Annotated in this window: 21 protein-coding genes; 10 read left to right on the plus strand and 11 right to left on the minus strand. The window is 72.0% G+C overall.

From position 1 onward, the window contains the following. Window positions 1-584 (minus strand): SDR family NAD(P)-dependent oxidoreductase (locus tag ACE3Q3_RS06115; RefSeq protein WP_374443514.1); only part of this gene is annotated, 584 nt, incomplete at its 3' end. Between the two features lie 36 nt (window positions 585-620). On the opposite strand from ACE3Q3_RS06115, the gene ACE3Q3_RS06120 reads away from it, so the two are divergent. From ACE3Q3_RS06120 to ACE3Q3_RS06135, 4 genes are read left to right on the plus strand one after another with little or no spacing between them, the layout of a single operon-like run. Beyond that, on the plus strand, window positions 621-1,598 hold the full coding sequence (locus ACE3Q3_RS06120; protein WP_374443517.1) for an alpha/beta fold hydrolase: 978 nt from the start codon (window positions 621-623) through the stop codon (window positions 1,596-1,598). A gap of 35 nt (window positions 1,599-1,633) precedes the next feature. Continuing rightward, window positions 1,634-2,830, plus strand: coding sequence for an acyl-CoA dehydrogenase family protein (locus tag ACE3Q3_RS06125; RefSeq protein WP_374443521.1), 1,197 nt, complete (start codon window positions 1,634-1,636; stop codon window positions 2,828-2,830). Window positions 2,831-2,833: 3 nt separating this feature from the next. Beyond that, on the plus strand, window positions 2,834-3,946 hold the full coding sequence (locus tag ACE3Q3_RS06130) for an acyl-CoA dehydrogenase family protein (RefSeq protein ID WP_374443524.1): 1,113 nt from the start codon (window positions 2,834-2,836) through the stop codon (window positions 3,944-3,946). A 7-nt stretch (window positions 3,947-3,953) separates the two neighbouring features. Continuing rightward, the gene (locus ACE3Q3_RS06135) at window positions 3,954-5,735 is read left to right on the plus strand and encodes an acyl-CoA dehydrogenase (RefSeq protein ID WP_374443527.1); all 1,782 of its coding nucleotides are present in this window, start codon (window positions 3,954-3,956) and stop codon (window positions 5,733-5,735) included. A gap of 15 nt (window positions 5,736-5,750) precedes the next feature. Here the strand turns inward: ACE3Q3_RS06135 and ACE3Q3_RS06140 are convergent, their stop codons facing one another. Together ACE3Q3_RS06140 and aspS are read right to left on the minus strand one after the other, a co-directional pair. Next, on the minus strand, window positions 5,751-7,451 hold the full coding sequence (locus tag ACE3Q3_RS06140) for a uracil-xanthine permease family protein (RefSeq protein WP_374443530.1): 1,701 nt from the start codon (window positions 7,449-7,451) through the stop codon (window positions 5,751-5,753). A gap of 178 nt (window positions 7,452-7,629) precedes the next feature. Beyond that, complete coding sequence (gene aspS / locus ACE3Q3_RS06145) at window positions 7,630-9,414, minus strand: aspartate--tRNA ligase (RefSeq protein WP_374443533.1); 1,785 nt, start codon at window positions 9,412-9,414, stop codon at window positions 7,630-7,632. 256 nt (window positions 9,415-9,670) lie between these two features. Here aspS and rnd point away from each other — a divergent pair, with 256 nt between their 5' ends. The 5 genes from rnd to ACE3Q3_RS06170 all read left to right on the plus strand — a co-directional run bounded on the left by rnd (window position 9,671) and on the right by ACE3Q3_RS06170 (window position 14,698). Then, window positions 9,671-10,831: a ribonuclease D gene (gene rnd / locus ACE3Q3_RS06150; protein ID WP_374443534.1), complete on the plus strand. Its 1,161-nt coding sequence runs from the start codon at window positions 9,671-9,673 to the stop codon at window positions 10,829-10,831. Window positions 10,832-10,955: 124 nt separating this feature from the next. Beyond that, window positions 10,956-11,792 carry a metalloregulator ArsR/SmtB family transcription factor gene (locus tag ACE3Q3_RS06155; RefSeq protein ID WP_374443537.1) on the plus strand — a complete coding sequence of 279 codons (837 nt, stop codon included), beginning with the start codon at window positions 10,956-10,958 and terminating at the stop codon, window positions 11,790-11,792. 25 nt (window positions 11,793-11,817) lie between these two features. Further along, window positions 11,818-12,861, plus strand: a complete 1,044-nt coding sequence (locus ACE3Q3_RS06160; RefSeq protein WP_374443542.1) for an ArsJ-associated glyceraldehyde-3-phosphate dehydrogenase — start codon at window positions 11,818-11,820, stop codon at window positions 12,859-12,861. Continuing rightward, on the plus strand, window positions 12,858-14,129 hold the full coding sequence (gene arsJ, locus ACE3Q3_RS06165; protein ID WP_374443544.1) for an organoarsenical effux MFS transporter ArsJ: 1,272 nt from the start codon (window positions 12,858-12,860) through the stop codon (window positions 14,127-14,129). The genes ACE3Q3_RS06160 and arsJ overlap by 4 nt, the downstream gene beginning before the upstream one ends. Before the next feature lie 44 nt (window positions 14,130-14,173). Beyond that, the gene (locus tag ACE3Q3_RS06170) at window positions 14,174-14,698 is read left to right on the plus strand and encodes an arsenate reductase ArsC (protein WP_374443547.1); all 525 of its coding nucleotides are present in this window, start codon (window positions 14,174-14,176) and stop codon (window positions 14,696-14,698) included. 27 nt (window positions 14,699-14,725) lie between these two features. On the opposite strand, the gene ACE3Q3_RS06175 is transcribed toward ACE3Q3_RS06170, so the two are convergent. The 4 genes from ACE3Q3_RS06175 to ACE3Q3_RS06190 form a co-directional block, all read right to left on the minus strand. After that, a complete protein-coding gene (locus ACE3Q3_RS06175; protein ID WP_374443550.1) occupies window positions 14,726-16,075 on the minus strand; it encodes a ferric reductase-like transmembrane domain-containing protein in 1,350 nt (449 codons plus the stop codon). Window positions 16,076-16,141: 66 nt separating this feature from the next. Then, the gene (locus ACE3Q3_RS06180) at window positions 16,142-17,002 is read right to left on the minus strand and encodes an alpha/beta fold hydrolase (RefSeq protein WP_374443552.1); all 861 of its coding nucleotides are present in this window, start codon (window positions 17,000-17,002) and stop codon (window positions 16,142-16,144) included. Window positions 17,003-17,038: 36 nt separating this feature from the next. Further along, window positions 17,039-18,562, minus strand: coding sequence for a Ppx/GppA family phosphatase (locus ACE3Q3_RS06185; protein WP_374443555.1), 1,524 nt, complete (start codon window positions 18,560-18,562; stop codon window positions 17,039-17,041). Beyond that, on the minus strand, window positions 18,555-20,759 hold the full coding sequence (locus ACE3Q3_RS06190; RefSeq protein ID WP_374443557.1) for an RNA degradosome polyphosphate kinase: 2,205 nt from the start codon (window positions 20,757-20,759) through the stop codon (window positions 18,555-18,557). Before ACE3Q3_RS06190 ends, ACE3Q3_RS06185 begins: the two co-directional genes overlap by 8 nt. A gap of 83 nt (window positions 20,760-20,842) precedes the next feature. Between ACE3Q3_RS06190 and ACE3Q3_RS06195 the strand changes: the two genes are divergently transcribed. Then, complete coding sequence (locus tag ACE3Q3_RS06195) at window positions 20,843-21,361, plus strand: histidine phosphatase family protein (RefSeq protein ID WP_374443559.1); 519 nt, start codon at window positions 20,843-20,845, stop codon at window positions 21,359-21,361. 10 nt (window positions 21,362-21,371) lie between these two features. Here ACE3Q3_RS06195 and ACE3Q3_RS06200 read toward each other — a convergent pair whose 3' ends face one another. From ACE3Q3_RS06200 to ACE3Q3_RS06215, 4 genes are read right to left on the minus strand one after another with little or no spacing between them, the layout of a single operon-like run. Then, a complete protein-coding gene (locus tag ACE3Q3_RS06200) occupies window positions 21,372-22,151 on the minus strand; it encodes an SDR family oxidoreductase (RefSeq protein WP_374443562.1) in 780 nt (259 codons plus the stop codon). Window positions 22,152-22,176: 25 nt separating this feature from the next. Beyond that, window positions 22,177-22,887: a DNA replication protein gene (locus ACE3Q3_RS06205; RefSeq protein WP_374443565.1), complete on the minus strand. Its 711-nt coding sequence runs from the start codon at window positions 22,885-22,887 to the stop codon at window positions 22,177-22,179. Continuing rightward, window positions 22,884-23,948, minus strand: coding sequence for an AI-2E family transporter (locus tag ACE3Q3_RS06210; protein WP_374443568.1), 1,065 nt, complete (start codon window positions 23,946-23,948; stop codon window positions 22,884-22,886). The genes ACE3Q3_RS06205 and ACE3Q3_RS06210 overlap by 4 nt, the downstream gene beginning before the upstream one ends. Then, complete coding sequence (locus tag ACE3Q3_RS06215; RefSeq protein ID WP_374443571.1) at window positions 23,945-24,493, minus strand: CDP-alcohol phosphatidyltransferase family protein; 549 nt, start codon at window positions 24,491-24,493, stop codon at window positions 23,945-23,947. Before ACE3Q3_RS06215 ends, ACE3Q3_RS06210 begins: the two co-directional genes overlap by 4 nt. Between the last annotated feature and the right edge of the window lie 39 nt (window positions 24,494-24,532).

Consider the following 24,532-nt stretch of genomic DNA (forward strand, 5'->3'; position numbering starts at 1 on the left):
CGGGCGAAGTCGGTGCGGACGAGGCCGGGCGCGATGCAGTTGACGCGGATGTTGTGCCGCCCCCACTCGACGGCGAGGTTGCGGGCGAGCTGGAAGTCGGCGGCCTTGGAGATGGCATAGGCGCCGAGCGTGCCCGTGCCCTTGAGGCCGGCGATGCTGGAGACGATGATGATCGCCCCGTCCCCGCGCCCGGCCATGTCCGGCATGACGAGGCGGGCCAGCACCAGGTTGCTCCAGACGTTGGTTCCCATGATCTTGTCGAAGGGCTCGCGCGGCAGCCGCTCGAGCGACCCGAAATACGGGTTGACCGCGGCGTTGCCGACCAAGATGTCGACCGGCCCGAGGCGGGCCCGCGTCTCCTCGACGAGGGCGCGGAGCTGGTCCTCGCGGCCGACGTTGCAGGGGATGGCGATCGCCTCGCCGCCGCCGTCGCGGATGGCGGCGGCGACCGGCTCGATCGCCTCCGGCTTGCGGCTGGAGACGACGACCCGCGCCCCCGCCTTCGCCAGCGCCTTGACCGCGGCGCGGCCGATGCCGCGGCTGGAACCGGTGACGATCGCGACCTTGCCAGCGAGATCGAACATGAATGCCTCCCCCCTCTTTCCCGCCGACCTTACGCGATGACCCCGCCCCTGGCAGTAGCGGCGATCGGCGGCTTCCATGTCGGCGGACGGCCGTTCCGGGTCGCCGGCCAGCCGCCGCGCATGGCGGCGTTCGCCCCCAACGGCCCGACCCGCCCGTTCGATCCCAACGGCGACTTCATGGTCGGCCAGATGTACGTCCAGTACGTCCGCCTCGCGGCGCCGCGCTCGCCGCGGCCGCTCCTGCTCTGGCACGGCGGCGGCATGACCGGGGTCACCTGGGAGGATACGCCCGACGGCCGCCCCGGGTGGCAGCAGCTCATGCTGGAGGCCGGGCACGACGTCTACGTCGCCGACGCCACCGAACGCGGCCGGGCCTCCTGGTTCCCCTATCCGGGCGTGATGCCGGGGGACCCGGTGCTGCGCCCGATGCAGGAGATGTGGGCGACGTTCCGGCTCGGCCCGCCAGAGGCGTACCCGACCCGGACGCCCTTCCCCGGTCAGCAGTTTCCGGTCGAGCGGCTGGAGGCGCTCGCCCGGCAGGTGGTGCCGCGCTGGCCCGGCAACGAGGCGGCGACGCTGGCCGCCTACGAGGCGCTGCTCGACCGGCTCGGGCCCGCCGAGATCGTCGCCCACAGCCAGGGCTGCGGCTTCGCGCTGGCGGCAGCCCGCGGCGGGCCGGAACGCGTCGCCGCCTGCGTGCTGCTGGAACCGTCGGGCGCGCCCGATCCCGCGACCGTCGATCTCGCGGCCGCCGCCCGGGTGCCGCACCTCGCGGTCTGGGGCGACTTCTTCGCCGCGAGTCCCGTGTGGCAGGCGTATCGCGCCGCCTTCGAGCGCTATGCCGCGGCGCTGCGGGCGGCGGGCGGCACCGTCGAAATCCTCGACCTTCCGGCCATCGGCATCCGCGGCAACTCGCACATGCTGACGATGGACGGCAACTCCGCCGAGATCGCCGCGCTCGTCGCCGAATGGCTTGGCCGCCGGCCGCTTGCCAAGGTTGCGGCGCCTCTCTAGCTTCCGGCCCACCAAGCAAGATCGGGAGGGCGCCCATGGACCTGAGCTACAGCGCCGAGGACCTCGCGTTCCGCGACGAGGTGCGGAGCTTCATCCGCGACAACCTCCCGGCGCATATCCGCGACAAGGTCGCCGCCCAGCAGCATCTCGCCAAGGACGACTACGTCACCTGGCAGAAGATCCTCCACGGCCGCGGCTGGATGGCGCCGCACTGGCCGAAGGAATGGGGCGGCTGCGACTGGTCGCCGGTGCAGCGGCACATCTTCGACGAGGAGCTGAATTTCGGGAACACGCCCCGGATCATGCCCTTCGGCACCAAGATGCTGGCGCCGGTGCTGCTGAAGTTCGGCACCGAGGCGCAGAAGCAGCGCTTCCTGCCGCGCATCCTCTCCAGCCAGGACTGGTGGTGCCAGGGCTATTCCGAGCCCGGCGCCGGCTCCGACCTCGCCGGCCTCAAGACGCGCGCCGAGCGGCGCGGCGACCATTACGTCGTGACGGGACAGAAGACCTGGACGACGCTGGCGCAATATGCCGACTGGATGTTCGTGCTCGTCCGCACCGACCCCGCGGCCAAGAAGCAGGAAGGCATCTCCTTCCTCCTCATGGACATGCGCGCCAAGGGCGTGGCCGTGCGGCCGATCCGCACCATCGACGGCTCGGCCGAGATCAACGACGTCTTCCTCGACGGCGTCGAGGTGCCGGTCGAGAACCTCGTCGGCGAGGAGAACAAGGGCTGGACCTGCGCCAAGTACCTGCTCGGGCACGAGCGGTCGGGGATCGCCGGCATCGCCCATTCCAAGAAGATGCTGGAGAAGCTGCGCCGCGTCGCCGCCGAGGAGACGATCGGCGGCCGGCCGCTCATCGAGCACGGCCCCTTCCGCGACAAGATCGCGCGCATCGAAATCGAGCTGATGGCGCTCGAATACACCAACCTGCGGGCGCTGGCGAACGAGACCAAGGGCGTGGTGCCGGGCCCCGAGCCCTCGATCCTCAAGGTCCGCGGCACCGAGATCCAGCAGGCGATCACCGAACTCTTCGTCGAGGCCGCCGGCCCCTACGCCCTGCCCTTCCTGCCGGAGGCGCTGGAGGGCGGGGCCAACGTCGAGCCGGTCGGACCCGAAGGGGCGGCCGCGTTCGCGCCGACCTATCTCAACTGGCGCAAGACCTCGATCTACGGCGGGTCGAACGAGATCCAGAAGAACATCGTCTCCAAGATCCTCCTCAGGGCCTGATCCATGGATTTCGGACTCTCCGAGCAGCAGCAGCTCCTGCGCGATTCGATCGAGCGCTTCGTCCAGGACGAGTACGCCTTCGACGCCCGGCGCCGGATCGTCGCCTCCGAGGACGGTTTCAGCCGCGCGCATTGGCGGACCTTCGCCGAACTCGGCCTGCTCGCCCTCCCCTTCGCCGAGGACGAGGGCGGGATCGGCGGCGACGGCGTCGACACGATGGTGGTGATGGAGGCGTTCGGGAAGGGCCTCGTCGTCGAGCCCTTCCTGCCGACCGTGGTGCTGTGCGGCAGCCTGCTGAAGCTCGCCGCCAGTGCCGAAGAGCGCGCGGCCCTGGTGCCCGGGATCATCGCCGGCGACACCCTCCTCGCCTTCGCCCATGGCGAGCGGCGGGCGCGCCACGACCTCGGCCATGTCGAGGCGAAGGCGGCGCGCAGCGGCGGCGGCTTCGTCATCGACGGCGCCAAGAGCGTCGTGCTGGGGGCGCCGTCGGCCACCCACTTCATCGTCTCGGCGCGGACGGCGGCGGGGATCTCGCTCTTCCTGGTGCCGGCCGGCACCGCCGGCCTGTCGCTCCGCCCCTATCTCACGATCGACGGCCAGCGCGCCGCCGAGGTGACGCTGGCCGGCGTCGCGGTCGGCGGCGACGCCCTGCTCGGCCCCGACGGCGGGGCGCTGCCCGTGATCGAGCAGGCGGTCGACATCGCCACCGCGGCCCTCTGCGCCGAGGCGGTCGGCTGCATGCAGGCGACCTTCGAGCGCACCCGCGACTACCTCAACACGCGCGAGCAGTTCGGCACCAAGATCGGCAACTTCCAGGCGTTGCAGCACGCGCTGGTCGACATGTTCGTCGAGCTCGAGCAGTCGCGCTCGATGGCGATCGTGGCGGCCGTCCATGCCGGCGAGGTCGATGCCACCCTTCGCCGGCGCGCCATCTCCGCCGCCAAGGTGCAGATCGGCAAGAGCGGCCGGATCATCGGCCAGACCGCCGTCCAGCTCCATGGCGGCATGGGCATGACCGACGAGATGCAGGTCGGCCACTATTTCAAGCGGCTGACCGCGATCGAGCAGACCTTCGGCGACGGCGACCACCACCTCGCCCGCTTCCAGGCCGCGTGATCCGCGCTTGGCCGCCTTCGTCCGCCGCGCCGACCTCGACTTCCTGCTCTTCGACTGGCTGGCGGCCGAGAGGCTGACGGCCAGGCCCGCCTTCGCCGACCACGGTCGCGAGACCTTCGCGGCCGCGCTCGACACCGCCGAGGCGATCGCCGCCCGCCACTTCCAGCCGCACAACCGCAAGGGCGACAGCGAGGAGCCGCGGCTGGAGAACGGCCGCGTCGTCGTCGTGCCGGAGGCGAAGGCGGCGCTCGACGCCTTCGCCGAGGCCGGCTTCTTCGCCATGGAAGCGGCGCCGGAAGCGGGCGGCATGGCCCTGCCGCACCTGGTCGCCCAGGCCTGCTTCGGCATCTTCGACGCGGCCAACATCGCGACCGCCTCCTATCCCCTGCTGACGATCGCCGCCGCCAACCTGATCGAGAGCTTCGGCAGCGCCGAGCAGAAGCGCCGCTACCTGCCGGCGATGCGCGCCGGGCGCTTTTTCGGCACCATGGCGCTGACCGAGCCGCAGGCCGGCTCGTCGCTGGGCGACGTGCGGACGGTGGCGACGCCGGCCGCCGACGGCACCTGGCGGCTCAAGGGCGGCAAGATCTTCATCTCCGGCGGCGACCACGAGCTGGCGGAGAACATCGTCCATCTCGTGCTCTGCCGCATCGCCGGCGCGCCGCCCGGCGCGAAGGGCCTGTCGCTGATGCTCGTGGCGAAGTTCGCGGTCGGCGACGACGGCGGCCTCGGCCGCCGCAACGACGTGCGGCTCGGCGGTCTCATCCACAAGATGGGCTGGCGCGGCACCACCTCGACGGTGCTGAACTTCGGCGAGGCGGACGGCTGCATCGCCGAGCTGGTGGGGGAGCCCGGCCGCGGCCTCGCCCAGATGTTCCAGATGATGAACGAGGCCCGGATCGGCGTCGGCCTGGGCGCGGCGATGCTGGGCCATGCCGGCTATCTGGCGGCCCTCGACTATGCCCGCACCCGGCCGCAGGGCCGGCCGGCCGACGCCAAGGACGCGACCCGGCCGCAGGTGCCGATCGTCGAGCACGCCGACGTGCGGCGGATGCTGCTGGCGCAGAAGGCCTATGCCGAAGGCGGGATGGCCCTCTGCCTCTATGCCGCGCGGATCGTCGACGACAGCCGGACGCTCGCCGACCCGGCGGAGCGGGCCCGCGCCCACCGCCTGCTCGAGGTGCTGACGCCGATCGTCAAGGCCTGGCCGGCGGAATGGTGCCTGGAGGCGAACAAGCTCGCGATCCAGGTCCATGGCGGCTACGGCTTCACCCGCGAGTACCCGGTCGAGCAGTTCTATCGCGACAACCGCCTCAACCCGATCCACGAGGGCACCAACGGCATCCAGGCGCTCGACCTGCTCGGCCGCAAGGCGACGATGCAGGAGGGCGCCGCCATGGCCGACCTGCTGCTCCGCATCGACGCGACCGCCGCGCGCGCCGCCGCCCATCCGGCGCTGGACGAGATGGCGACCGCCCTCGACACGGCCGCCCGCCGGCTCGACCGGGTGACGCGGGCGGCGCGGGCGGCGATGGCGGCCGGCCGGGCGGCCGACGCGCTCGCCAACGCCGCCGCCTATCTCGACCTCGCCGGCCATACCGTCGTCGCCTGGCTCTGGCTCGATCAGGCGCTGGCCGCCCTCGGCCTGCCCGACGACCCGCTGCCGCGCGGCAAGCTCGCCGCCTGCCGCTGGTTCTTCCGCTGGGAACTGCCGAAGACCGAGCACTGGGCCGACCTGGTGGAACGCCTCGACGCCACCGTCCGCGAGACCGATCCCGACTGGCTGTGAGCGGCCGCCCCCGCCTCAGTGCTCGAAGCGGATGAGCACCGTCTGGCGGTCGCCGTCCGACCGCAGTTCCAGCGAATCCGAGAGCTGGCCCAGGGTCCAGCCGACATAGCGCCCGACCTCGCGCTCGTCGCCGAGCAGCGCTTCCGGCGCCGGCTGGGCGTTCGGCCGCTCGATGGCGGTGCCCTGGTAGACGACGGCGACGTCGAGATGGGTCTCGTCGAAGAGCACGTCGAGCCGCACGCCGTCCCGCGCCAGCCCCGATTCGAGGATCGCCTCGGCGGCCAGCGCCGTCGTCCGCGCCGCCGACACGATGACGTCGCGCCGGGCGCCCCACAGCTCGCCCTGGCGGTCGAGGAAGTCCTGCACCGCCAGGAACGGGTTGGCGTCCGCCGGCATGGCGAGCGTCGCCTGCCGGCTGATGCCGATCTGGAAGACGAGGTTGAGCAGCAGCGCGACGATGGCCGCGAGCGACAGCGGCGAGCCGAAGAAGGGCGCCAGGATCTCCGGCACGCCGCGGAAGACCTGCGGGATCACCAGCAGGCTGATACCGGCGATGATCGACAGGCCGACCATGAAGACGCGGCGCTCGCTGAGGCGCCGCGACAGGATCAATTCCATGCCCGAGGTGATGAGGTAGGCGGCCGAATAGAGGATGATCGCGCCCAGCACCGGCAGCGGCACCATGGTCGCCGTCGCCGCGACCCGCGGGCAGAGCGCCGCCACCACCAGAATGGCGCCGGTCACGGTGGCGACGATGCGGGCGGTCGCCCCGGTGGCGAAGGCCAGGCCGACGTTGGACGACGAGATGTGCGTCGGCATCCCGCCGAGGACGCTGCTGACGGTGCAGCTCGCGCCGTCGGCGACCATGCCGCGGGCGGCCCCGCGCAGGTCGGCGCGGCGCCAGTCGGCGTCGTTCATGCGCTGGACGGAGATCATGATGCCGAGCGTGTCGATGGCGGCGATGAAGGCGCCCAGCACGATCGCCGGCACGAAGGTGAAGTCGAAGGCGAAGGACGGCAGGCGCAGCGGCAGGTCGAGCCACGGCAGCGCCGCGATCTCGACCTTGGGCGCATGGTCGTCGAGGCCGACGGCCGCCGCCGCCGCCCAGCCGACGGCGATCCCGATCGGCAGTGAGAACAGCCGGACCCGGCCGCGGGCGAAGATCGCCACCGCCAGCATGAAGGCGAGCGACAGGGCGGCGACGAGCAGGCTGTCGGCCTGGAAGACGGTCCGGTCCGGCGACAGCTCAAGCGCGCGGTCGAGCCCGGGCAGGATCAGCGAGACGCCCAGCATCGTCACCGTGACGCCGCAGACCTCGGCTGGCAGCAGCCGTCGCAGCGGCCGGATGATCCGTCCCATGGACGCCTGCACCGCGGCGCTGAAGAGGCCGAGCGTGGCGATCAGCGCCGGGCCGCCGACCGCGCCCGCCTGGATCAGCGTCGGGATGTGGATCGGGTTCGGGTTGTGGACGAGGAGATAGCCGCTGCCGAAGCGGCTCCATGCCTGGAGGATGGTGCCGATCCCCATGGCGAGGATGGTGGCGGTGACGAAGTTGCGCGTCGCCTCCGGCGAGAAGCCCGCCCCCGCGGCGACGATCAGGGGGTAGGCGACGAACATCAGGATGAGGACGGCATGCTGGAACGCCAGCAGCAGCGTCACCGACCAGGGCGGCCGGTCGTCGAGCCCATAGACCAGGTTCGCCGGCTTGCGTGCCACCCGCCCCTCCCCGTCCCGTCCGCCCCCGCGGCTCGCGCCCGGCCGGTTGCCATCGGACGTGGCATTTCCCGGCGGCCCCGCAGCCGAGACTAGCCGACCGGCGGGCGGCCGTCTCGGGGAAGATGCGAGGGAATCGCGGGCGGGGGGAGGCAGGCCGGGCTGGGTCGGCCCCGCCGGCTCAGGGCTTCTTGACCGGCGGCAGGTCGAGCCGGATGTGCAGTTCCTTCAGCCGCTCCGGCGGCACCGGCGAGGGCGCCTGCATCAGCAGGTCCTGCGCCTGCTGGTTGAGCGGGAAGGCGATGACCTCGCGGATGTTCGGCTCGTCGGCGAGGAGCATGACGATGCGGTCGATGCCGGGGGCCGAGCCGCCGTGCGGCGGGGCGCCGAACTTGAAGGCGTTGAGCATGCCGCCGAAGCGCTGCTCCACGTCCTCCCGGGAATAGCCCGCGATCGCGAAGGCCTTGTACATGATCTCGGGCTTGTGGTTGCGGATGGCGCCGCTCGACAGTTCGACGCCGTTGCAGACGATGTCGTACTGGAACGCCTTGATCTCGAGCGGATCCTTGGTCTCCAGCGCCTCCAGCTCGCCCTGCGGCATCGAGAAGGGATTGTGCGAGAAGACGATCTGGCCGGTCTTCTCGTCGAGCTCGTACATCGGGAAGTCGGTGATCCAGCAGAAGCGGAAGGTGCCCTCCTCGTAGAGCCCCATCTCCTGCCCGATGCGGTTGCGGGCCTGGCCGGCCAGCTTCTCGGCGGCCGCCTTCTTGTCGCCGACGAAGAAGACCGCATCGCCGTCGACGGCACCGGTCGCCGCCCGGATCTCGGCCACCAGTTCGGCCGACAGGAACTTGGCGATCGGTCCCTTGGCCTCGCCGTCCACCAGCGTGATGTAGCCGAGGCCCGCTGCCCCCTCGCCGCGCGCCCAGTCGTTCAGCTTGTCGAAGAAGCTGCGCGGCCGCTGGGCCGCGGCCGGCGCCCGGATGGCGCGGACGACGCCGCCCGACTTCGCGATCTTCACGAAGACCTGGAACTCCGACCGCGCGAAGATGTCCGTGATGTCGGTGATGACGAGCGGGTTGCGCAGGTCGGGCTTGTCGGAGCCGTACTTCAGCATCGCCTCGTCGAAGGGGATGCGCGGGAACGGCGGCGGGGTGACCGAGCGGCCGCCCGCGAACTCGTCGAAGACCCCGGACAGCACCGGCTCGATCGTCCGGAACACGTCCTCCTGGGTGACGAACGACATCTCGAAATCGAGCTGGTAGAACTCGCCCGGCGAGCGGTCGGCGCGGCTGTCCTCGTCGCGGAAGCAGGGCGCGATCTGGAAGTAGCGGTCGAAGCCGGCCACCATCAGGAGCTGCTTGAACTGCTGCGGCGCCTGCGGCAGGGCGTAGAATTGGCCCGGATGCATGCGGCTCGGCACCAGGAAGTCGCGTGCGCCCTCGGGCGAGCTCGAGGTCAGGATCGGCGTCTGGAACTCGGCGAAGCCGGCCTCGATCATGCGCCGGCGGATGCTGGCGATGACGCGCGAGCGCAGCATGACGTTGCGGTGGATCGCCTCGCGCCGGAGGTCGAGGAAGCGGTAGCGCAGCCGGATGTCCTCGGGATAGTCGGCGTCGGCGTTGACCGGCATCGGCAGGGTGTCGGCGACCGACTGCACGGCGAGTTCGCGGATCTGGAGCTCGATCGCGCCGGTGTCGAGCTTGCTGTTGACGGTCTCGGCCGAACGGGCCACGACCTTGCCGGTGACGGTGACGACGCTTTCCAGCTTCAGCGCGTCGACCGCGGCGAAGAGGCCGCTCGACACGTCGACGACGCACTGGGTGATGCCGTAATGGTCGCGCAGGTCGATGAAGACCAGCTGCCCGTGGTCGCGCTTGCGGTGAACCCAGCCGGAAAGGCGGGCTTCGGCGCCGACGTCTTCGGCGCGGAGCTGGCCGCAGGTGTGCGTGCGATAGGCGTGCATCGGGAAACCGTCGAATGGGGGTCGGGAACGGGCGGGCGAAAAGCGCACGCGAGCCGCGCCCGTGTCAAGATGACGTGTCGCGGCAGCCCCCGCCGCCGGGCCCCGCCCGCGAACGGGCGGCTCGACCCGCCGCCCCGCGGCGCCTAATGTCGGGCGTGGCCGCCGGCCGCGGGCCGGGGACCGAACGACGAGACCGAACGACGAGACCGAACCCTCCGCGACCGCCCTTCCGGCGGCATCGCCATCCCGAGGCCGAATGACGCTGATCGCCGACACCGAAGCCCTGATCGCCTTCTGCCAGCGCCAGTCCGGCGCCGACTACATCGCGGTCGACACCGAATTCATGCGCGACAAGACCTACTGGCCGCAGCTCTGCCTGGTCCAGATCGCCGGTCCCGAGGAGGCGGCCGCCGTTGACCCGCTGGCGGCCGGCATCGATCTGGCGCCGCTCATCGAGCTCCTCTTCGACGAGCGCATCGTCAAGGTCTTCCACGCCGCCCGCCAGGACATCGAGATCTTCTACCATCTGACCGGCCGCATCCCCGAGCCGCTGTTCGACACCCAGGTCGCGGCGATGGTGTGCGGCTTCGGCGAGGCGGTGTCCTACGAGAACCTCGCGACCAAGCTCGCCGGTGCGCGCATCGACAAGTCGTCGCGCTTCACCGACTGGGCGCAGCGGCCGCTGACCCAGCGCCAGCTCACCTACGCGCTCTCCGACGTCACCCATCTCCGGCCGACCTACGAGAAGCTGCGCCGGCGGCTCGAACGGTCGGGACGCGGCGAGTGGCTCGACGAGGAGATGAACGTCCTCCTGGAGCCCGGCACCTACCGCCTCGACCCCGTCGAATCCTGGCGGCGCTTCAAGATCCGCGGCGGCTCCGGCCGCTTCCTCGCCGTCCTCCAGGAAGTGGCGGCGTGGCGCGAGCGCACCGCCCAGGAGAAGGACATGCCGCGCGGCCGCATCCTGCGCGACGAGGCGATCCTGGAAATCGCCGCCCACCATCCGACCTCGGTGGACGACCTCGCCCGCACCCGCGGCCTCGGCAAGGGGCTGGCCGAGGGCCGCTTCGGGACGGAAATCCTGGAGGCGGTGCAGCGCGGCCTGTCGCTGCCGGAATCCCAGCTTCCCAAGCCGCCGCCGCGGCAGGACATGCCGCCCGGGCTGGGACCGCTGTGCGACCTCCTGCGGGTGCTCCTCAAGATGAAGTGCGAGGAGCACGACGTCGCCCAGAAGCTGGTCGCCTCCGCCGACGACCTGGAGCGGATCGCCGCCTCCGACGACGCGAAGGTGCCGGCCCTCGAAGGCTGGCGCCGCGAGGTCTTCGGCCAGCATGCGCTGGCGCTGAAGCACGGCCGGCTCGGCCTGACCGCCCACGGCAAGTCGATCGCCGTGGTCAGCCTCGGCGAGGCGGCGTAGCCGGCGCCCGCTTCGCCCCCTCGCAGGACGCGGCCAGAGGGTCCGCCCGCGTGCGGGCCGTGACATCGTACTGCAACAAATATTCGATTTTTCTCGAAACATCGAATCGACTACACTCTCCGGCATGGACGCCCGCCATGCCGCCCTCGCCTTCTCGGCCCTCTCGCAGGAGACGCGCATCGGCCTGCTCGACCGGCTCCGGCGGGCCGGGTCCGCCGGCCTCGCCGCCGGCGAGCTGGGGGCGGCGCTGGAGGTGCGGCCGTCGACGCTGTCCTTCCACCTGGCCGCGCTCGAGCAGGCGCAGCTCATCCGCGGCACCCGCCGCGGCCGGCAGCTGATCTACACCGCGCATGCGCCGGGCCTGCGCGGTCTCGTCCGGTCCCTGGCCGAACTCTGCGGCGACGACGACGCCTGGGGCGAGCGCATCCGGGCGCTGCTCGACGAGCCGGCCGCACCGGCGCTCGCACCCAGCTTCAACGTGCTCTTCCTGTGCCGGCACAATTCCGCGCGCTCGATCATGGCCGAGGCGATCCTCGCCGGTATCGGCGGCGGCCGGTTCCGCGGCTACTCGGCCGGGCCGGACCCCGCCCCGGCGCCGCTGCCGCAGGTGATCGACCTGCTCCGGGCGCATGGCCACGACGTGGCGACGCTGCGGAGCAAGTCGTGGGCCGAGTTCGCCCGCGAGACCAGCGCCCGCATGGATTTCGTCATCACGCTCTGCGACATGCCGGACGACACGCCGGGGCCCGATCTCGGCAGCCCCGTCGCGGGCCTCTGGCTGCTCCCCGACCCGACCCGTTTCGCCGGCTCCCAGCGCGAGCGGTCGGCGCTGCTGGCCGAGCTCTATGCCGGGCTCCGCCGCCGGCTGGAACGCTTCTGCCGGCTGCCGCTCGCCGCCATGGACCGGGCGACCGCGAAGCTGCGGCTCGACCAACTCGGCGGCCTGGCGACGACCGGCTAGGGCGCGATCGGAAAGGACGGCTGCGATGGCAATCGGCATCAACGGCATGGGACGGATCGGGCGGCTCGCGCTGCGGGCGGGGCTCGGCGGGGTCGTCCGCGACCCGGGCGATCCGCGCGCCGGCAATCGCCTCGACGTCGTCCATGTCAACGAGATCAAGGGCGGTGCGGCCGCCGCGGCGCATCTCCTCGAGTTCGACAGCACCCATGGCCGCTGGCGCGCCGCCTTCACGGTCGAGGACGACACCGCGATCACGATCGGCAACCGCCACATCGGCTTCAGCGCCGCACCCCAGCCCGGCGACGTTCCCTGGGGCGACCTCGGGTGCGACATCGTGCTGGAATGCACGGGGAAGTTCCTCCGGCCCGACCAGTTCCAGGGCTATTTCGACCGCGGCGTGAAGCGCGTCATCGTCGCCGCGCCGGTCAAGGACCCGGCGGCGCTCAACGTCGTCGTCGGCGTCAACGACGACCGCTACGAGCCGGCGCGGCACCGGCTGCTGACGGCGGCCTCCTGCACGACCAACTGCCTCGCGCCGGTCGTCAAGGTGATCCACGAGGCGATCGGCATCCGCCACGGTCAGATCACCACGATCCACGACCCGACCAACACCAACGTCGTCGTCGACGCCCCGCACCGGGACCTGCGCCGCGCGCGCTCGGCGATGAACTCGCTCCAGCCGACGACGACCGGCAGCGCCACCGCCATCGCCCTCATCTATCCCGAGTTGAGAGGGCGGCTCGACGGCCACGCCGTCCGGGCGCCGGTGCTGAACGCCAGCCTCACCGACTGCGTCTTCGAACTCGAGAAGGCGGTCGACGCCGAGACGGTGAACGCGCTCTTCGCGGCCGCGGCCGGCGGCCCGCTCGCCGGCATCCTCGGCATCGAGCATCGCCCGCTCGTCTCGGTCGACTACGCCAACGACACCCGCAGCGCCATCGTCGACGCGCCCAGCACGATCGTCACCGACCGGACGATGCTCAAGGTCTATGCCTGGTACGACAACGAGATGGGCTACGCCTGCCGGATGGTCGACCTCGCCAACATCGTCCGCGCGGCCGGCCCATGACCAGCGGCGCGCGCAACTATGCGATCGTGACCGCCGCCTACTGGGGGTTCACGCTGACCGACGGCGCCCTGCGGATGCTGGTGCTGCTGCATTTCTTCCGGCTCGGCTACAGCCCGTTCACCCTCGCCTTCCTCTTCCTGCTCTACGAGGCGGCCGGCATCCTCGCCAATCTCGGCGGCGGCTGGCTGGCGGCGCGCTTCGGCATTCCGCGCATGCTGACGGTCGGGCTGTCGCTCCAGACGGCCGGCCTGCTGATGCTCTCCGCGCTCGATCCCGGATGGAGCGCGGCGATGTCGGTGGCCTGGGTCGTCGCCGCCCAGGGCGTCGCCGGCGTCGCCAAGGACATCACCAAGACCGCCTCCAAGTCGGCGATCAAGGCGACCGCCGGATCGGGCAGCGGCCAGCTCTTCCGCTGGGTGGCGTGGTTCACCGGCTCGAAGAACGCCATGAAGGGCGCCGGCTTCTTTGTCGGCGGCCTGCTGCTCGACGTCGCCGGCTTCCGCGGCGCGCTGTGGCTGCTGGCCGGGCTCATCGCCGTCATCCTGACGGCGGCCGCGCTCTCCCTGCCGGCGGGGCTCGGCAAGGCCGGCGCCTCGAAGAGCATGAAGGAGCTCTTCAGCAAGAGCCGCGGCGTCAACCTGCTCGCCGCCGCCCGCATCTTCATGTTCGGCGCGCGCGACGTCTGGTTCGTCGTCGGCCTGCCGGTCTTCCTCTACAGCCGGGGCTGGAGCTTCCTCGAGGTCGGCGGCTTCCTCGCCGCCTGGACGATCGCCTACGGCGCGATCCAGGCGGCGGCGCCGCGGCTCGTCATGCGCAGCGCCGACGGCCTCAGCCGCGAGGTGCGGGCGGCACAGGTCTGGTCGGCCCTGCTGGCGGCCGTACCGGCGGCGCTCGTCGTCGCCATGCTGCTGCCGCAGGCGACGGCGCCCGACCTGCTGGTGTCCGATCTCCTCGTGACGGCGGGGCTGGTCCTCTTCGGCATCCCGTTCGCCGTCAACTCCTCCCTCCACTCCTATCTCATCCTCGCCTATGCCGGCGCGAAGAAGGCGGCCGAGGATGTCGGGTTCTACTACGCCGCCAACGCCTCGGGCCGGCTGATGGGCATCCTCCTCTCCGGGCTGCTCTACCAGACGGGCGGGCTCACCGCCTGCCTGCTCGGCTCCTTCGCGATGCTCGCGGCGTGCTGGGGCCTGACCCTCTTCCTGCCCCGTCACGCCGATCGCGAAGCCTTGTCCCCGATGCCGCCCGCCGTCGCCTCGGGCGGTTGACGGCCGCGCAACGTCCGCCGCGCTCGAACCCAGGAGGCCGCAGCATGAACGCACGACGATACAACGTCCTCTTCCTGTGCAACGGCAACTCGGCGCGCAGCATCCTCGCCGAGGCGCTGCTGCGAAAGCTCGGCCGCGGGCGTTTCGCGGTCTACAGCGCCGGTGCGACGCCGCGCGGGCACATTCACCCGATGGCGGCAGCGCTGCTCGCCGGCGAGGGCATCGTCGACCCGCATCTGCGCTCGAAATCGTGGACGGAGTTCGCCGGCCCCGACGCGCCCGTCTTCGACTTCGTGTTCACGCTCTGCGACCAGACGGCCGGCGAGGCCTGCCCGCGCTGGGCCGGCATGCCGGTCACCTCGCACTGGGGCATCCCCGATCCCGGTGCCGCGACCGGCAGCGAAGCCGAGCGCATGCAGGCGTTCCGCGACGTCCTGCGCATGCTGAACCAGTGGCTGCGCATCTTCGCCGCCCTGCCGATCGAGGCGCTCGACCGCATGGCGCTGCAGCGCCGGATCGACGCGATCGGCCGCCTGCGCCCGGACGCGATGGAGGAAACCGCGTCCTGAGTGCCGGGGCGGCCGCCCCGGCGGCCGTCATCGGAGGTCGAACAGCTCCTGGTGGAACCGGGTGCGCACCGGCAGGCCGTTGCGTGCGAAGTCGGCGCGCAGCGCACGACCGAATCCGGCCGGGCCGCAGAACCAGATCCCGGCCTCGCGCCAGTCCGGCACCGCGGTCCGGATGCGGTCGCCGTTGAGCCGTCCGTCGCGCGCGTCGACGAGGACATGCAGGCGGACGCCGGCCGCCGCCGCGTCGGCCGTCAGCCGGGCGATCGCCGCGGCGCTGTGGTCGGCCGTCGGATGGAAAAGGTCGACCGGCCGCGCCCGCTCCGGGTCGTCGGCTGCCATCGCGGCGCGCTGCTTCATGCGGGCGATGAAGGGGGTGATGCCGATGCCGGCGCCGACCCAGATCTGCCGGGGCCGCCCGTCGTCGAAGGTGAAGCAGCCGTAGGGCCCTTCGACCGTCACCGGCTGGCCGGCGACGAGGCGCTCGCGCAGCCGCCCGGTATGGTCGCCAAGTTCCTTGGCGATGAAGGTGAGGTGAGGGTCGGCCGGGTCCCAGGCGGACGCGATGGTATAGGGATGCGCACCCTCCGCCCGATCCGACGTGACGAAGGCGAACTGCCCCGCGCGGTGCCCGGGCCAGGCGTCGCTGACGGCGACGCGCCCTTCCAGCACCCGGATTTCGGGATAGTAGCGGAGGTCGACGATGCGGCCGGGAACACGACGCCGGATGCCGATGCGGCCGAGAAGCGCCACCACCGCCGCCCACGTCCCGGCGGCGAGCAGCAGCCCCTGGACCAGCCCGAGCGGCGAGGACCAGTAGCCGAAGCGCGTCAGGACCAGCGTGTGGAAGACGAGCACCAGGTAGGCCGCGGCCAGCCATCGGTGCGTCCGGCGGAACAGCCGATAGGGCACCCATCGCACCAGCGCCAGCACGATCAGGGCGACGGCCGCGTAGAAGGCCCATTCGCCGAGCCCCTCGGCCGCCCCGCGCAGGCTGCCCAGCGCCTGCTCGACGGGACCCGCGGCCGTGCCGCGGGCGCCTCGCTGCGGCCGTTCCAGCCAGCCCAGCCCGACCGCCCATTTCGGCGCCTCGACCCACAGCCAGTGGAGCACCGCCAGGACCAGGCCGCCGATGCCGAACCACTTGTGCAGCCGGTACATCTTGTCGAGGCCGCCCAGCGGCCGCTCCGGCCACCCCGGCCGGAGCGCCAGCACCATGGCGGCGCTGAAGCAGCCCATGGCGAGAACGCCCGTGGCCTGCACCATGCCGGCGCGCAGCGGAAAGATGCCGGCCGCCGCCAGCGCGCCCGGATCGGCCAGGACCCATAGCCCGCCCAGGAGGACCAGCAGGCCCCAGAATGCCAGTGCGATCCGCGTCATCACCCTGCCCCCGCTGCCGTGTCCGAGCATCCTCGGCCCGCGGCGGCGGCCGGGCCTTGAGGTGGCTCAATCCGGGTGCGATCGCCAGAATGCGAGCAGTCGGTCCGTCAGCGCGTCCGGCTGCTCCTCCGGCACGAAATGGCCGGATTCCGGGATGACGCCGCCCTCGACGCGGTCGGCGATGCAGGCGAGCGATTCCGCCGGCTCCATGCCGCGGGCCCGCGCCTCGGTGCGGGCGCCGCCCAGCGCCAGCACCGGCATCGGCAGGCGGAACCCGGATTTCAGCAGCCGCATGTTGGCTTCCGCATCCTCCGGACTGGCACGGTAGTAGGCGAAGCCGGCGCGGAGCGCCCCCGGCTTGGAGTAGGTGCGGACATACTCGTCGATGTCGGCGTCGGAGATGGCCCCCGTCCGCCACGCGAATTCCGAATAGAACCAGGACAGGTAGAGCCGCTCGCGGCCGGCGACCAGCGCCTCCGGCAGGTCGGACGTGCGGTGGAACGCGTGATGCCAGCGCCGCCCGCCCTGGGAGATGTCCGGCCCCAGCCCCGGCACCGTCACGTCGACGATCGACAGGGTGCGGACCTGGTCGGGGATCTGGGTCGCCAGCGCGAATGCCGTCGGCCCGCCCCAGTCATGGCCGACGAGGTGGAAGCGGCCGATCCCGAGGTGACGGACGAGGTCGCGCACGTCGGCGGCGACGGTCTGCTTGTCGTAGCCGGTGGCCGGCCGCGAGCTGTCGCCGAGGCCGCGCAGGTCGGGCGCGATCACCTGCCAGCCGGGGACCAGCCGGGCGATGACGTGCCGCCACTCGTACCAGGTCGAGGGCCAGCCATGGAGCAGGACCACCGGGGTTCCGGCGCCCGCCGTGACGTAGTGCATCGCCACCTGCGGCAGGCGTGCGTAGTGATGCGCGACGGCGGTCATCCGGTCATCTCCCCCAAGGTCCGATCGGGGGCGATGCTAGCCCGCGGCGGCGGCCTCCCGGAAGCCGACCGCGGCGGGGCGGCCGAGCGCCCGGCCGAGCGCGTCGAGACGCCGGCGGACGGCCTCGCCCGCCATCACCTCGTCCTCGCGCGCCAGGACGAGGCGGATGCCGCCGCCGGCGCCGGTCTCGAGCCGGGTGCGCTGGAGCGCTTCGGGCGAGCCGCCGGAGACCGTGTAGCCGACGCGCAGCGCCAGCCCCACCGCTTCCGCCCAGAGCCGCTCGCCGGCGCTGGCGAGCCGCCCGTAGGGGGCGACGACGGCGGCGTCGGCGTCGCCGCCATAGCGCGCGTGCAGCATCGTCGCCAGCAGCAGCCGTCCGCGATGGTCGATGCCGCCGTGCGGCAGGCGGAGCGCCCCCAGGAACGCCTGTTCGGCGCGATAGTCGGGATGCTCGTTCCAGGCGCTGTCCGAGAGCAGCGCGGCGGCGTGGCGCAGGCGCCGCAGGGCCGGCGGGTCGTCGGCGAAGAGCGGGTCGGTCCAGGCGACCAGGTGGTCGCCGTCGGCGCCGAAGCGGCGGCCGCGCGCGGCAATGCTCCGGCAGGCGGAGAGCAGCGGATCGGCGGCGCGTTCCGCCGGGTCGAGGCCGGCGAAGACATGCCCCTCGCGCAGCCCGGTCGCCGAGAACACGATGCGCGGCGGCATCAGCGCCTCCACCAGCCGCCCGAGCAGGAGCGCGGCGTTGGGGACGGCGTCGAGGCGGCGCCGGGAGACGCCGGTCAGCTTCTCCAGCGACTTCCGGCCGAGCTTGGCGAGATCGCGCAGGAACACGTCCATCGCCGGCCGCTCGATCGCATAATGATGGATGACGTGCAGCGGATAGCCGGCGCGGTCCATGTGGATGCGGGCGAGCGCCCGCCATGCCCCGCCGACGAGGTAGAGGTTGCGGCCGCGCTGCCCGGCGAGCCAGCCGACGCCGGCGAGTGCCGTGTCGACGAGGTCGCGCGCCTTCTTCGGGCTGTCGGCGGCGATGTCGGCGAGCCGCAGGGGGCCGAGCGGCAGGCTCACCCCCGGGCCGGCGACGCCGCCGGCGAGCGGCACCAGTTCGACGCTGCCGCCGCCGAGGTCGCCCATCACGCCCTCGGCGTCCGGGATGCCGCTGAGCACCCCGGCGGCGGAGAGGGCCGCCTCCTCCTGGCCGGTGATGACGCGGACGCGGACGCCGCACTGCTGCTCGACGGCGGCAACGAAGTCGGGACCGTCGGTCGCCTCGCGAACCGCCGCGGTGGCGAGGACGTCGAGCTGGCCGACGCCCATCAGGTGGGCCAGGCGCACGAAGCGCCGAAGGTTCTCCAGCCCCTGGACGGTGCCCTCGGGATGAAGGCGCCGGGTCTTCTCGAGCCCGCGGCCGAGGCCGCACAGAACCTTCTCGTTGAAGAGGGCGAGCGGCGACCGCCGCAGCCCGTCGAAGACGACGAGGCGGATCGAGTTCGAGCCGACGTCGATCACCCCGACGCGGCGGTCCCGCGGTCCCGCCGCCGGGCTGGCGGTAGGGTCACTCACCGTGCGGCGCGGACTTCGTCCGGGGGGCCTGCTTCAGGGCGCTGCCGCGGCCGGAAAGGCTGGGATTGGTCATGAAATATCCGTGCGCCGAGAATCCGTCGCCGTCCGGCGACACCCGGACATACTCGCCATCGCCCCCCAAGGTCCAGCTTTGCGCCGCGTCCCGCAGGTTGACCACCATGATCTGGTCGAGGACCTGCTCGTGGACGGTCGGGTTCTCGATCGGCACGAGCGCCTCCAGCCGGTAGTCGAGATTGCGCGGCATCCAGTCGGCCGAGGAGATGAAGACCTTGGCGGACGGCGACGGCATCGGATGGCCGCCGCCGAAGCAGACGATGCGCGCATGCTCCAGGAAGCGCCCGACGATGCTCTTGACCCGGATGTTCTCCGACAGGCCGGGAACGCCGGGCCGCAGGCAGCAGATGCCGCGGACCACGAGTTCGACCCGCACGCCCGCCTGCGAGGCCCGGTAGAGACCGTCGATGATGTCGGGATCGACGAGCGCGTTCATCTTGGCCCAGATCGCGGCCGGACGGCCGGCCCGGGCGTGCTCGATCTCCTCCTCGATGTGCCGCACCAGGGTCTGGCGCAGCGTGATCGGCGCGATCGCCAGCTTCTCCAGCCCCTCCGGGATGGCGTAGCCGGTCATGTAGTTGAAGAACTTGGCGGCGTCGCTGCAGAGGACGGGATCGGAGGTGAAGAAGGAGAGGTCGGTGTAGACCTTGGCCGTGTACGGGTGATAGTTGCCGGTGCCGAAATGCACGTAGTTGCGCAGCCCGGCCCCCTCGCGGCGCGAGACCAGCGAGATCTTGGCATGGGTCTTGAGGTCGACGAAGCCGTACACGACCTGGACGCCGGCGCGCTCGAGATGGCGGGCCCAGAGGATGTTCTGCTCCTCGTCGAAGCGGGCCTTGAGCTCGATCAGCGCCGCCACCGACTTGCCCGCCTCGGCCGCCTCGATGAGCGCGCGCACGATCGGGGAATCGTTGCTGGTGCGGTAGAGCGTCTGCTTGATCGACACCACCGCCGGGTCGGCCGCCGCCTGGCGGACGAACTGGACGACGACGTCGAAGCTCTCGTAGGGGTGGTGGACGAGGATGTCCTTGGAACGGATGGCGGCGAAGCAGTCGCCGCCGAAGTCGCGGATGCGCTCCGGGAAGCGGGGATGGTAGGGCCGGAACTTGAGGTCCGGCCGCTCGTCGACGATGAGTTGCCGGATGTCGACCAGCCCGACCAGCCCGTCGACCTCGAAGACGTCGTCGGCGCCGAGGTGCGACTGCTCGATCAGGAAGGTCCGCAGCTCCTCGGTCGTGTCCGAGGTGACGCCGAGCCGGATGACGTGGCCGCGCTTGCGCCGCTTCAGGGCGGATTCGTAGAGGCGGACCAGGTCCTCCGCCTCCTCCTCGATCTCGACCTCGCTGTCGCGCAGGACGCGGAAGGCCCCGCGCCCGAGCACGTCGAACCCCGGGAACAGCCGGTCGAGGAAGAGGCCGATGAACTGCTCCATGGCCAGGAAGCGGATATCGGGCCCGGGCAGGCGCACGAAGCGGCCGAGCTGCTGGGGCAGCAGGACGATCGCCTCCATCCGCTCGCCATCCTGGCGCCGCCGCAGCGCCAGCACGAGGCCGATGCCGAGATTGGGGATGAACGGGAACGGATGGGCGGGGTCGATGGCCAGCGGCGTGAGGACGGGGAAGGTCTCCTCGCGGAAGCGCTCGGCGAGGAAGGCCATCTCCTCGCCGGTCAGTTCCGAGGGATCGACCACCGAGACGCCGGCCTGGCGCAGCTCGCCGCGCAGGGCGCGATAGCGCTCCTGCTGGGCCGCCATCAGGCGGAGCGCCCGCTGGGTGATGGCCTGGAGCTGCTGGGCCGGCGCCAGCCCGTCCTGGCTGGGGGTGACGACGCCCGCCTGGACCTGCCCCTTCAGACCGGCCACCCGGACCATGTAGAACTCGTCGAGGTTGCCGGCCGAGATCGAGACGAAGCGCAGCCGCTCCATCAGCGGGTGGTGCAGGTTCTCGGACTCCGCCAGGACGCGCTCGTTGAACGCGAGCCAGGAGAGCTCCCGGTTGATGAAGCGGTTGGGCTGCTGCCCCTCCTCCGGATGGGCCGGCGGCCGGCGGCGGGCAGCGCGCGGGCGGCGCGATTCCGCGGCGGGCTCGGCCTCGCTGCGGGCGGGGTGGGCTTCGTCGGTCATGGCGCCATGCTAGCCGGCCGTCATGACGGTGTCATGGCAGGCGGCTTGCGGCGCGGGTGACGCCGGCCTAATTCCATCGGACGATGGCCTCTTCCCGCACCCTGCTGCTGCTGCGGCATGCCAAGTCGAGCTGGGCCGACCCGGGCATGGACGATTTCGACCGGCCGCTGAACGGGCGCGGCCGACGGGCCGTGCGGGCGATCGCGCGGATGCTGGCCGAGGCGGACGCACGGCCCGCGCTGGTGCTGTGCTCGCCGGCCCGCCGCACCCGGGAGACGCTGGAGGGCGTCCGGCCCGGCCTCGCGGGCGAGCCCGAGGTCCGCTTCGACCGCGCCCTCTACCTTGCCGATGCCGATCGCCTGGGCGACATCGTCCGCGGCCTGCCCGACGTCGCCCAGGCGATGCTGGTCGGCCACAATCCCGGCCTCCACGACCTCGCGCGTGCGCTCGCGGGAGCCGGCGACCCGGCCCTGCGGCGGCGGCTCGGCGACGCCTTCCCGACCGGGGCGCTGGCGACGATCGCCTTCGCCGGGGACTGGCGCGACGCGCGGGACGGCACGGGGCGCCTCGTCGCCTACGTGGCGCCCCGCGAACTGAAGTAGCCGCGCGCGCTCAGAGCGTGCCGGGGAAGTGGCCGCCGTCCATCAGCAGGTTCTGTCCGGTGATGAAGCCGGCCTGGGCGCTGGCGAGGAAGGCGCAGGCGTCGCCGAACTCGGCCACCGTGCCGAAGCGGCGGCTTGGGTTCTGCATCATCCGCTGGTTCCAGACGTCGTCGAAGCTCTTGCCCGACTTCTCGGCCGCGATCTTCGTGTTGGTGCGCAGCCGGTCGGTGTCGAAGGGACCCGGCAGCAGGTTGTTGATGGTGACGCCGTGCTGCGCCACCTGGCGGGCGAGGCCGGCGCAGAACCCGGTCAGGCCGGTGCGCGCGCCGTTCGACAGGCCGAGGACATCGATCGGCATCTTCACCGCGCCCGAGGTGATGTTGATGATGCGCCCGAAGCGGCGCTGGATCATCGGGTCGATCGTCGCCTTGATGAGTTCGATCGGCGTCAGCATGTTCGCCTTGAGCGCCGCCAGCCACTCGGCCTCGCCCCACTGACGGAAGTCGCCGGGCGGCGGGCCGCCGGCGTTGGTCACCAGGATGTCGGGGGCCGGACAGGCGGCGAGCGCCTTCTGGCGGCCTTCGGGGGTGGTGATGTCGCAGGCGAGGCTCGTCACCTTGGCGCCGGTCTCGCGCCGGATCTCCTCGGCGGTCGCCTCCAGGGCCTCGACGCCGCGCGCCAGGATCGTCACCTCGACGCCCTCGCGGGCCAGCGACACGGCGCAGCCCTTGCCGAGGCCCTTGCTCGCCGCGCAGACCAGAGCGCTCTTCCCCTTCAAGCCGAGATCCATCGCCTTCTCCTCAGGTTGCTCGTCGTCAGACCGATTCGTCCGGGGCGCGATCATGGGTCGCGGGGGCGAGTTCAGGCAATGCCGCGCGCACCAGCGGCAGGGTGACCCGCCGGCCGGCCGCGAGCGCGTGCCGGTCGATCGCCGCCGCCGCCGCCCGGACGGCCGAGAAGGAGCGTTCGATGCGCGCCGCCAGGAACGTCACCACCCCGGGCTCGACCGGGATGCCGCGGTCGGAGAAGTGCTTGGCCAGCACCGCCGAGAGCAGCACGTCGTCGGGCGGGGAGATCGCCGCCACCGGCGCCGTCGCCAGCCGCGAGGCGAGGTCGGCCAGCCCGATCCCCCAGCGGGCGGGGGCCCGGCCGGCGGTCAGCAGCAGATGGCCCTGGCGCGCCGCCAGGACGTTGTAGAGGTGGAGCAGGGTCGCCCAGTCCGGCACCTGGTCGGCGTCGTCGACGGCGACCGCCGCCGGGGCCCCCTCGATCAGCGGCGACAGCGCCGCCAGCCCCAGGCGCCGCCCCTCGAACAGCGCGGCCCCCGTCCGGTCGGCGAAGATCCGGGCGAGATGCGTCTTTCCCGCCCCCGGCGGGCCGGCGATGACGAGCGCCGGTCCCGGCCAATCCGGCCAGCGGTCGAGCCAGGCGGCGGCGGCGCGATTGCCCTCGGCGACCAGGAAGTCGTCGGCCGCGAGCGCCGGCCGGCGCTCCAGCGGCAAGGGCAGCTGGCGCGGGACCGTCACGCGTCCGGCTTGGCGTGGAAGAGCGGTCCGGCGCGGTAGCGCTCGAGCGAGAAGCGGACCAGCACGCCGATGACGGCCGCGGCCGGCACCGCCAGCAGCAGCCCGACGAAGCCGAACACGGCGCCGCCCGCCAAGAGCGCGAAGATGACCCACACCGGATGCAGCCCGACCCGGTCGCCGACCAGCCAGGGGGTGAGGAAGTTCCCCTCGATCGCCTGCCCCGCCAGGAAGACGCCGACGACGACGGCGACCGACGTCCAGTCGGAGAACTGGAAGAGCGCCACCGAGGTCGACAGCACCAGGCCCGAGATCGACCCGACGAACGGGATGAAGGAGACGAGGCCCGAGAAGATGCCGATCGCCAGCCCGAAATCGAGGCCGACCAGGGTCAGGCCGGTGGCGTAGAAGGTGCCCAGCGCGAGGCAGACCACGCCCTGCCCGCGCAGGAACCCCGCCAGCCGGTGGTCGATCTCGATCGCCACCCGGTGGACCTCGGCCCGGTGGGCGTCGGGCACGTTGACGTCGAGGCTGGCGAGGATGTGGTGCCAGTCGCGCAGGAGATAGAAGCCGACGATCGGGGTGATGAAGACGAGCGACAGGGCGTTGAAGATGGCGAAGCCGCTGCCGACGATGCCGCCGACGAGCCCGGCCGCCCAGGAAGCGACCGTGCCGACCTGGCGCGTCAGGAACGCCTCGAGCTCGGCCGTGTTCTCCGGCCCGATCCGTTCGCGGATGGTGTCGCCGACGATGAGGAGGCGCAATCGCACCGCCTCGACGATCTCGGGCATCCGCGCGGCGAGGTCGATGGTCTGGTCGACCAGCGGCGGGACGACGATCAGCACCGCCGCGATCGCGATCAGCACGAAGACGCTGCCGACGACGAGCGTGCCGAGCCAGCGCGGCAGTCCGTACACCGCCAGCCGGTCGACCAGGGGATTGAGGATGTAGGCGACGACCAGCCCGACGACGAACGGGAAGAGCACGTCGCTGACGAGATAGAACAGCAGGCCGGCGACGGCGACCGCGCCCGCCCAGAACCAGCCGACCGACCGCCGGCTCAATTGCGCCCGCCGGCGGCGAGCGCCAGATGCCGGCTCCATTGCAGGATGTAGGCCGCCCCGGAGAGCGCCGTCGTGGCGCCGACGAGATAGGCGAAGAGATGCGTCGCCCCGCGGTCGTCCAGCCCGAAGCCGGCGACGCCGAGCGTCCCCGCGGCGAGGACGATCTGCATCGCCGTGTTCAGCTTGCTGATGCGCAGGGGCGCCATCTGGAGCTGGTGGGTGAACATGTAGAGCAGCACCGCCCCCCCGATGATGATGACGTCGCGGAACACGACCAGGATCACCAGCCAGGCCGGGAGCAGGCCGACATGGCCCAGCGTGACGTAGACCCCGACCAGCAGCGCCTTGTCGGCGAGCGGATCGAGGTAGCCGCCCAGTTCCGAGCGCTGATCGAAGCGCCGGGCGAGGAAGCCGTCGACCGCGTCCGACACGCCCGCGGCGACGAACAACGCGAAGGCCGGCAGCATCGATCCGTCGATGAGAAGCCAGACGATGACCGGCACCGACAGCAGCCGGCCGAGGGTGATGATGTTCGCGAGGTACAAGGCGGCGGGCCCGGGGCGTCAGCGCAGCGGCGCCGGCCC

Source organism: Allostella sp. (assembly GCF_041913585.1).
Lineage (GTDB): Bacteria > Pseudomonadota > Alphaproteobacteria > ATCC43930 > Allostellaceae > Allostella.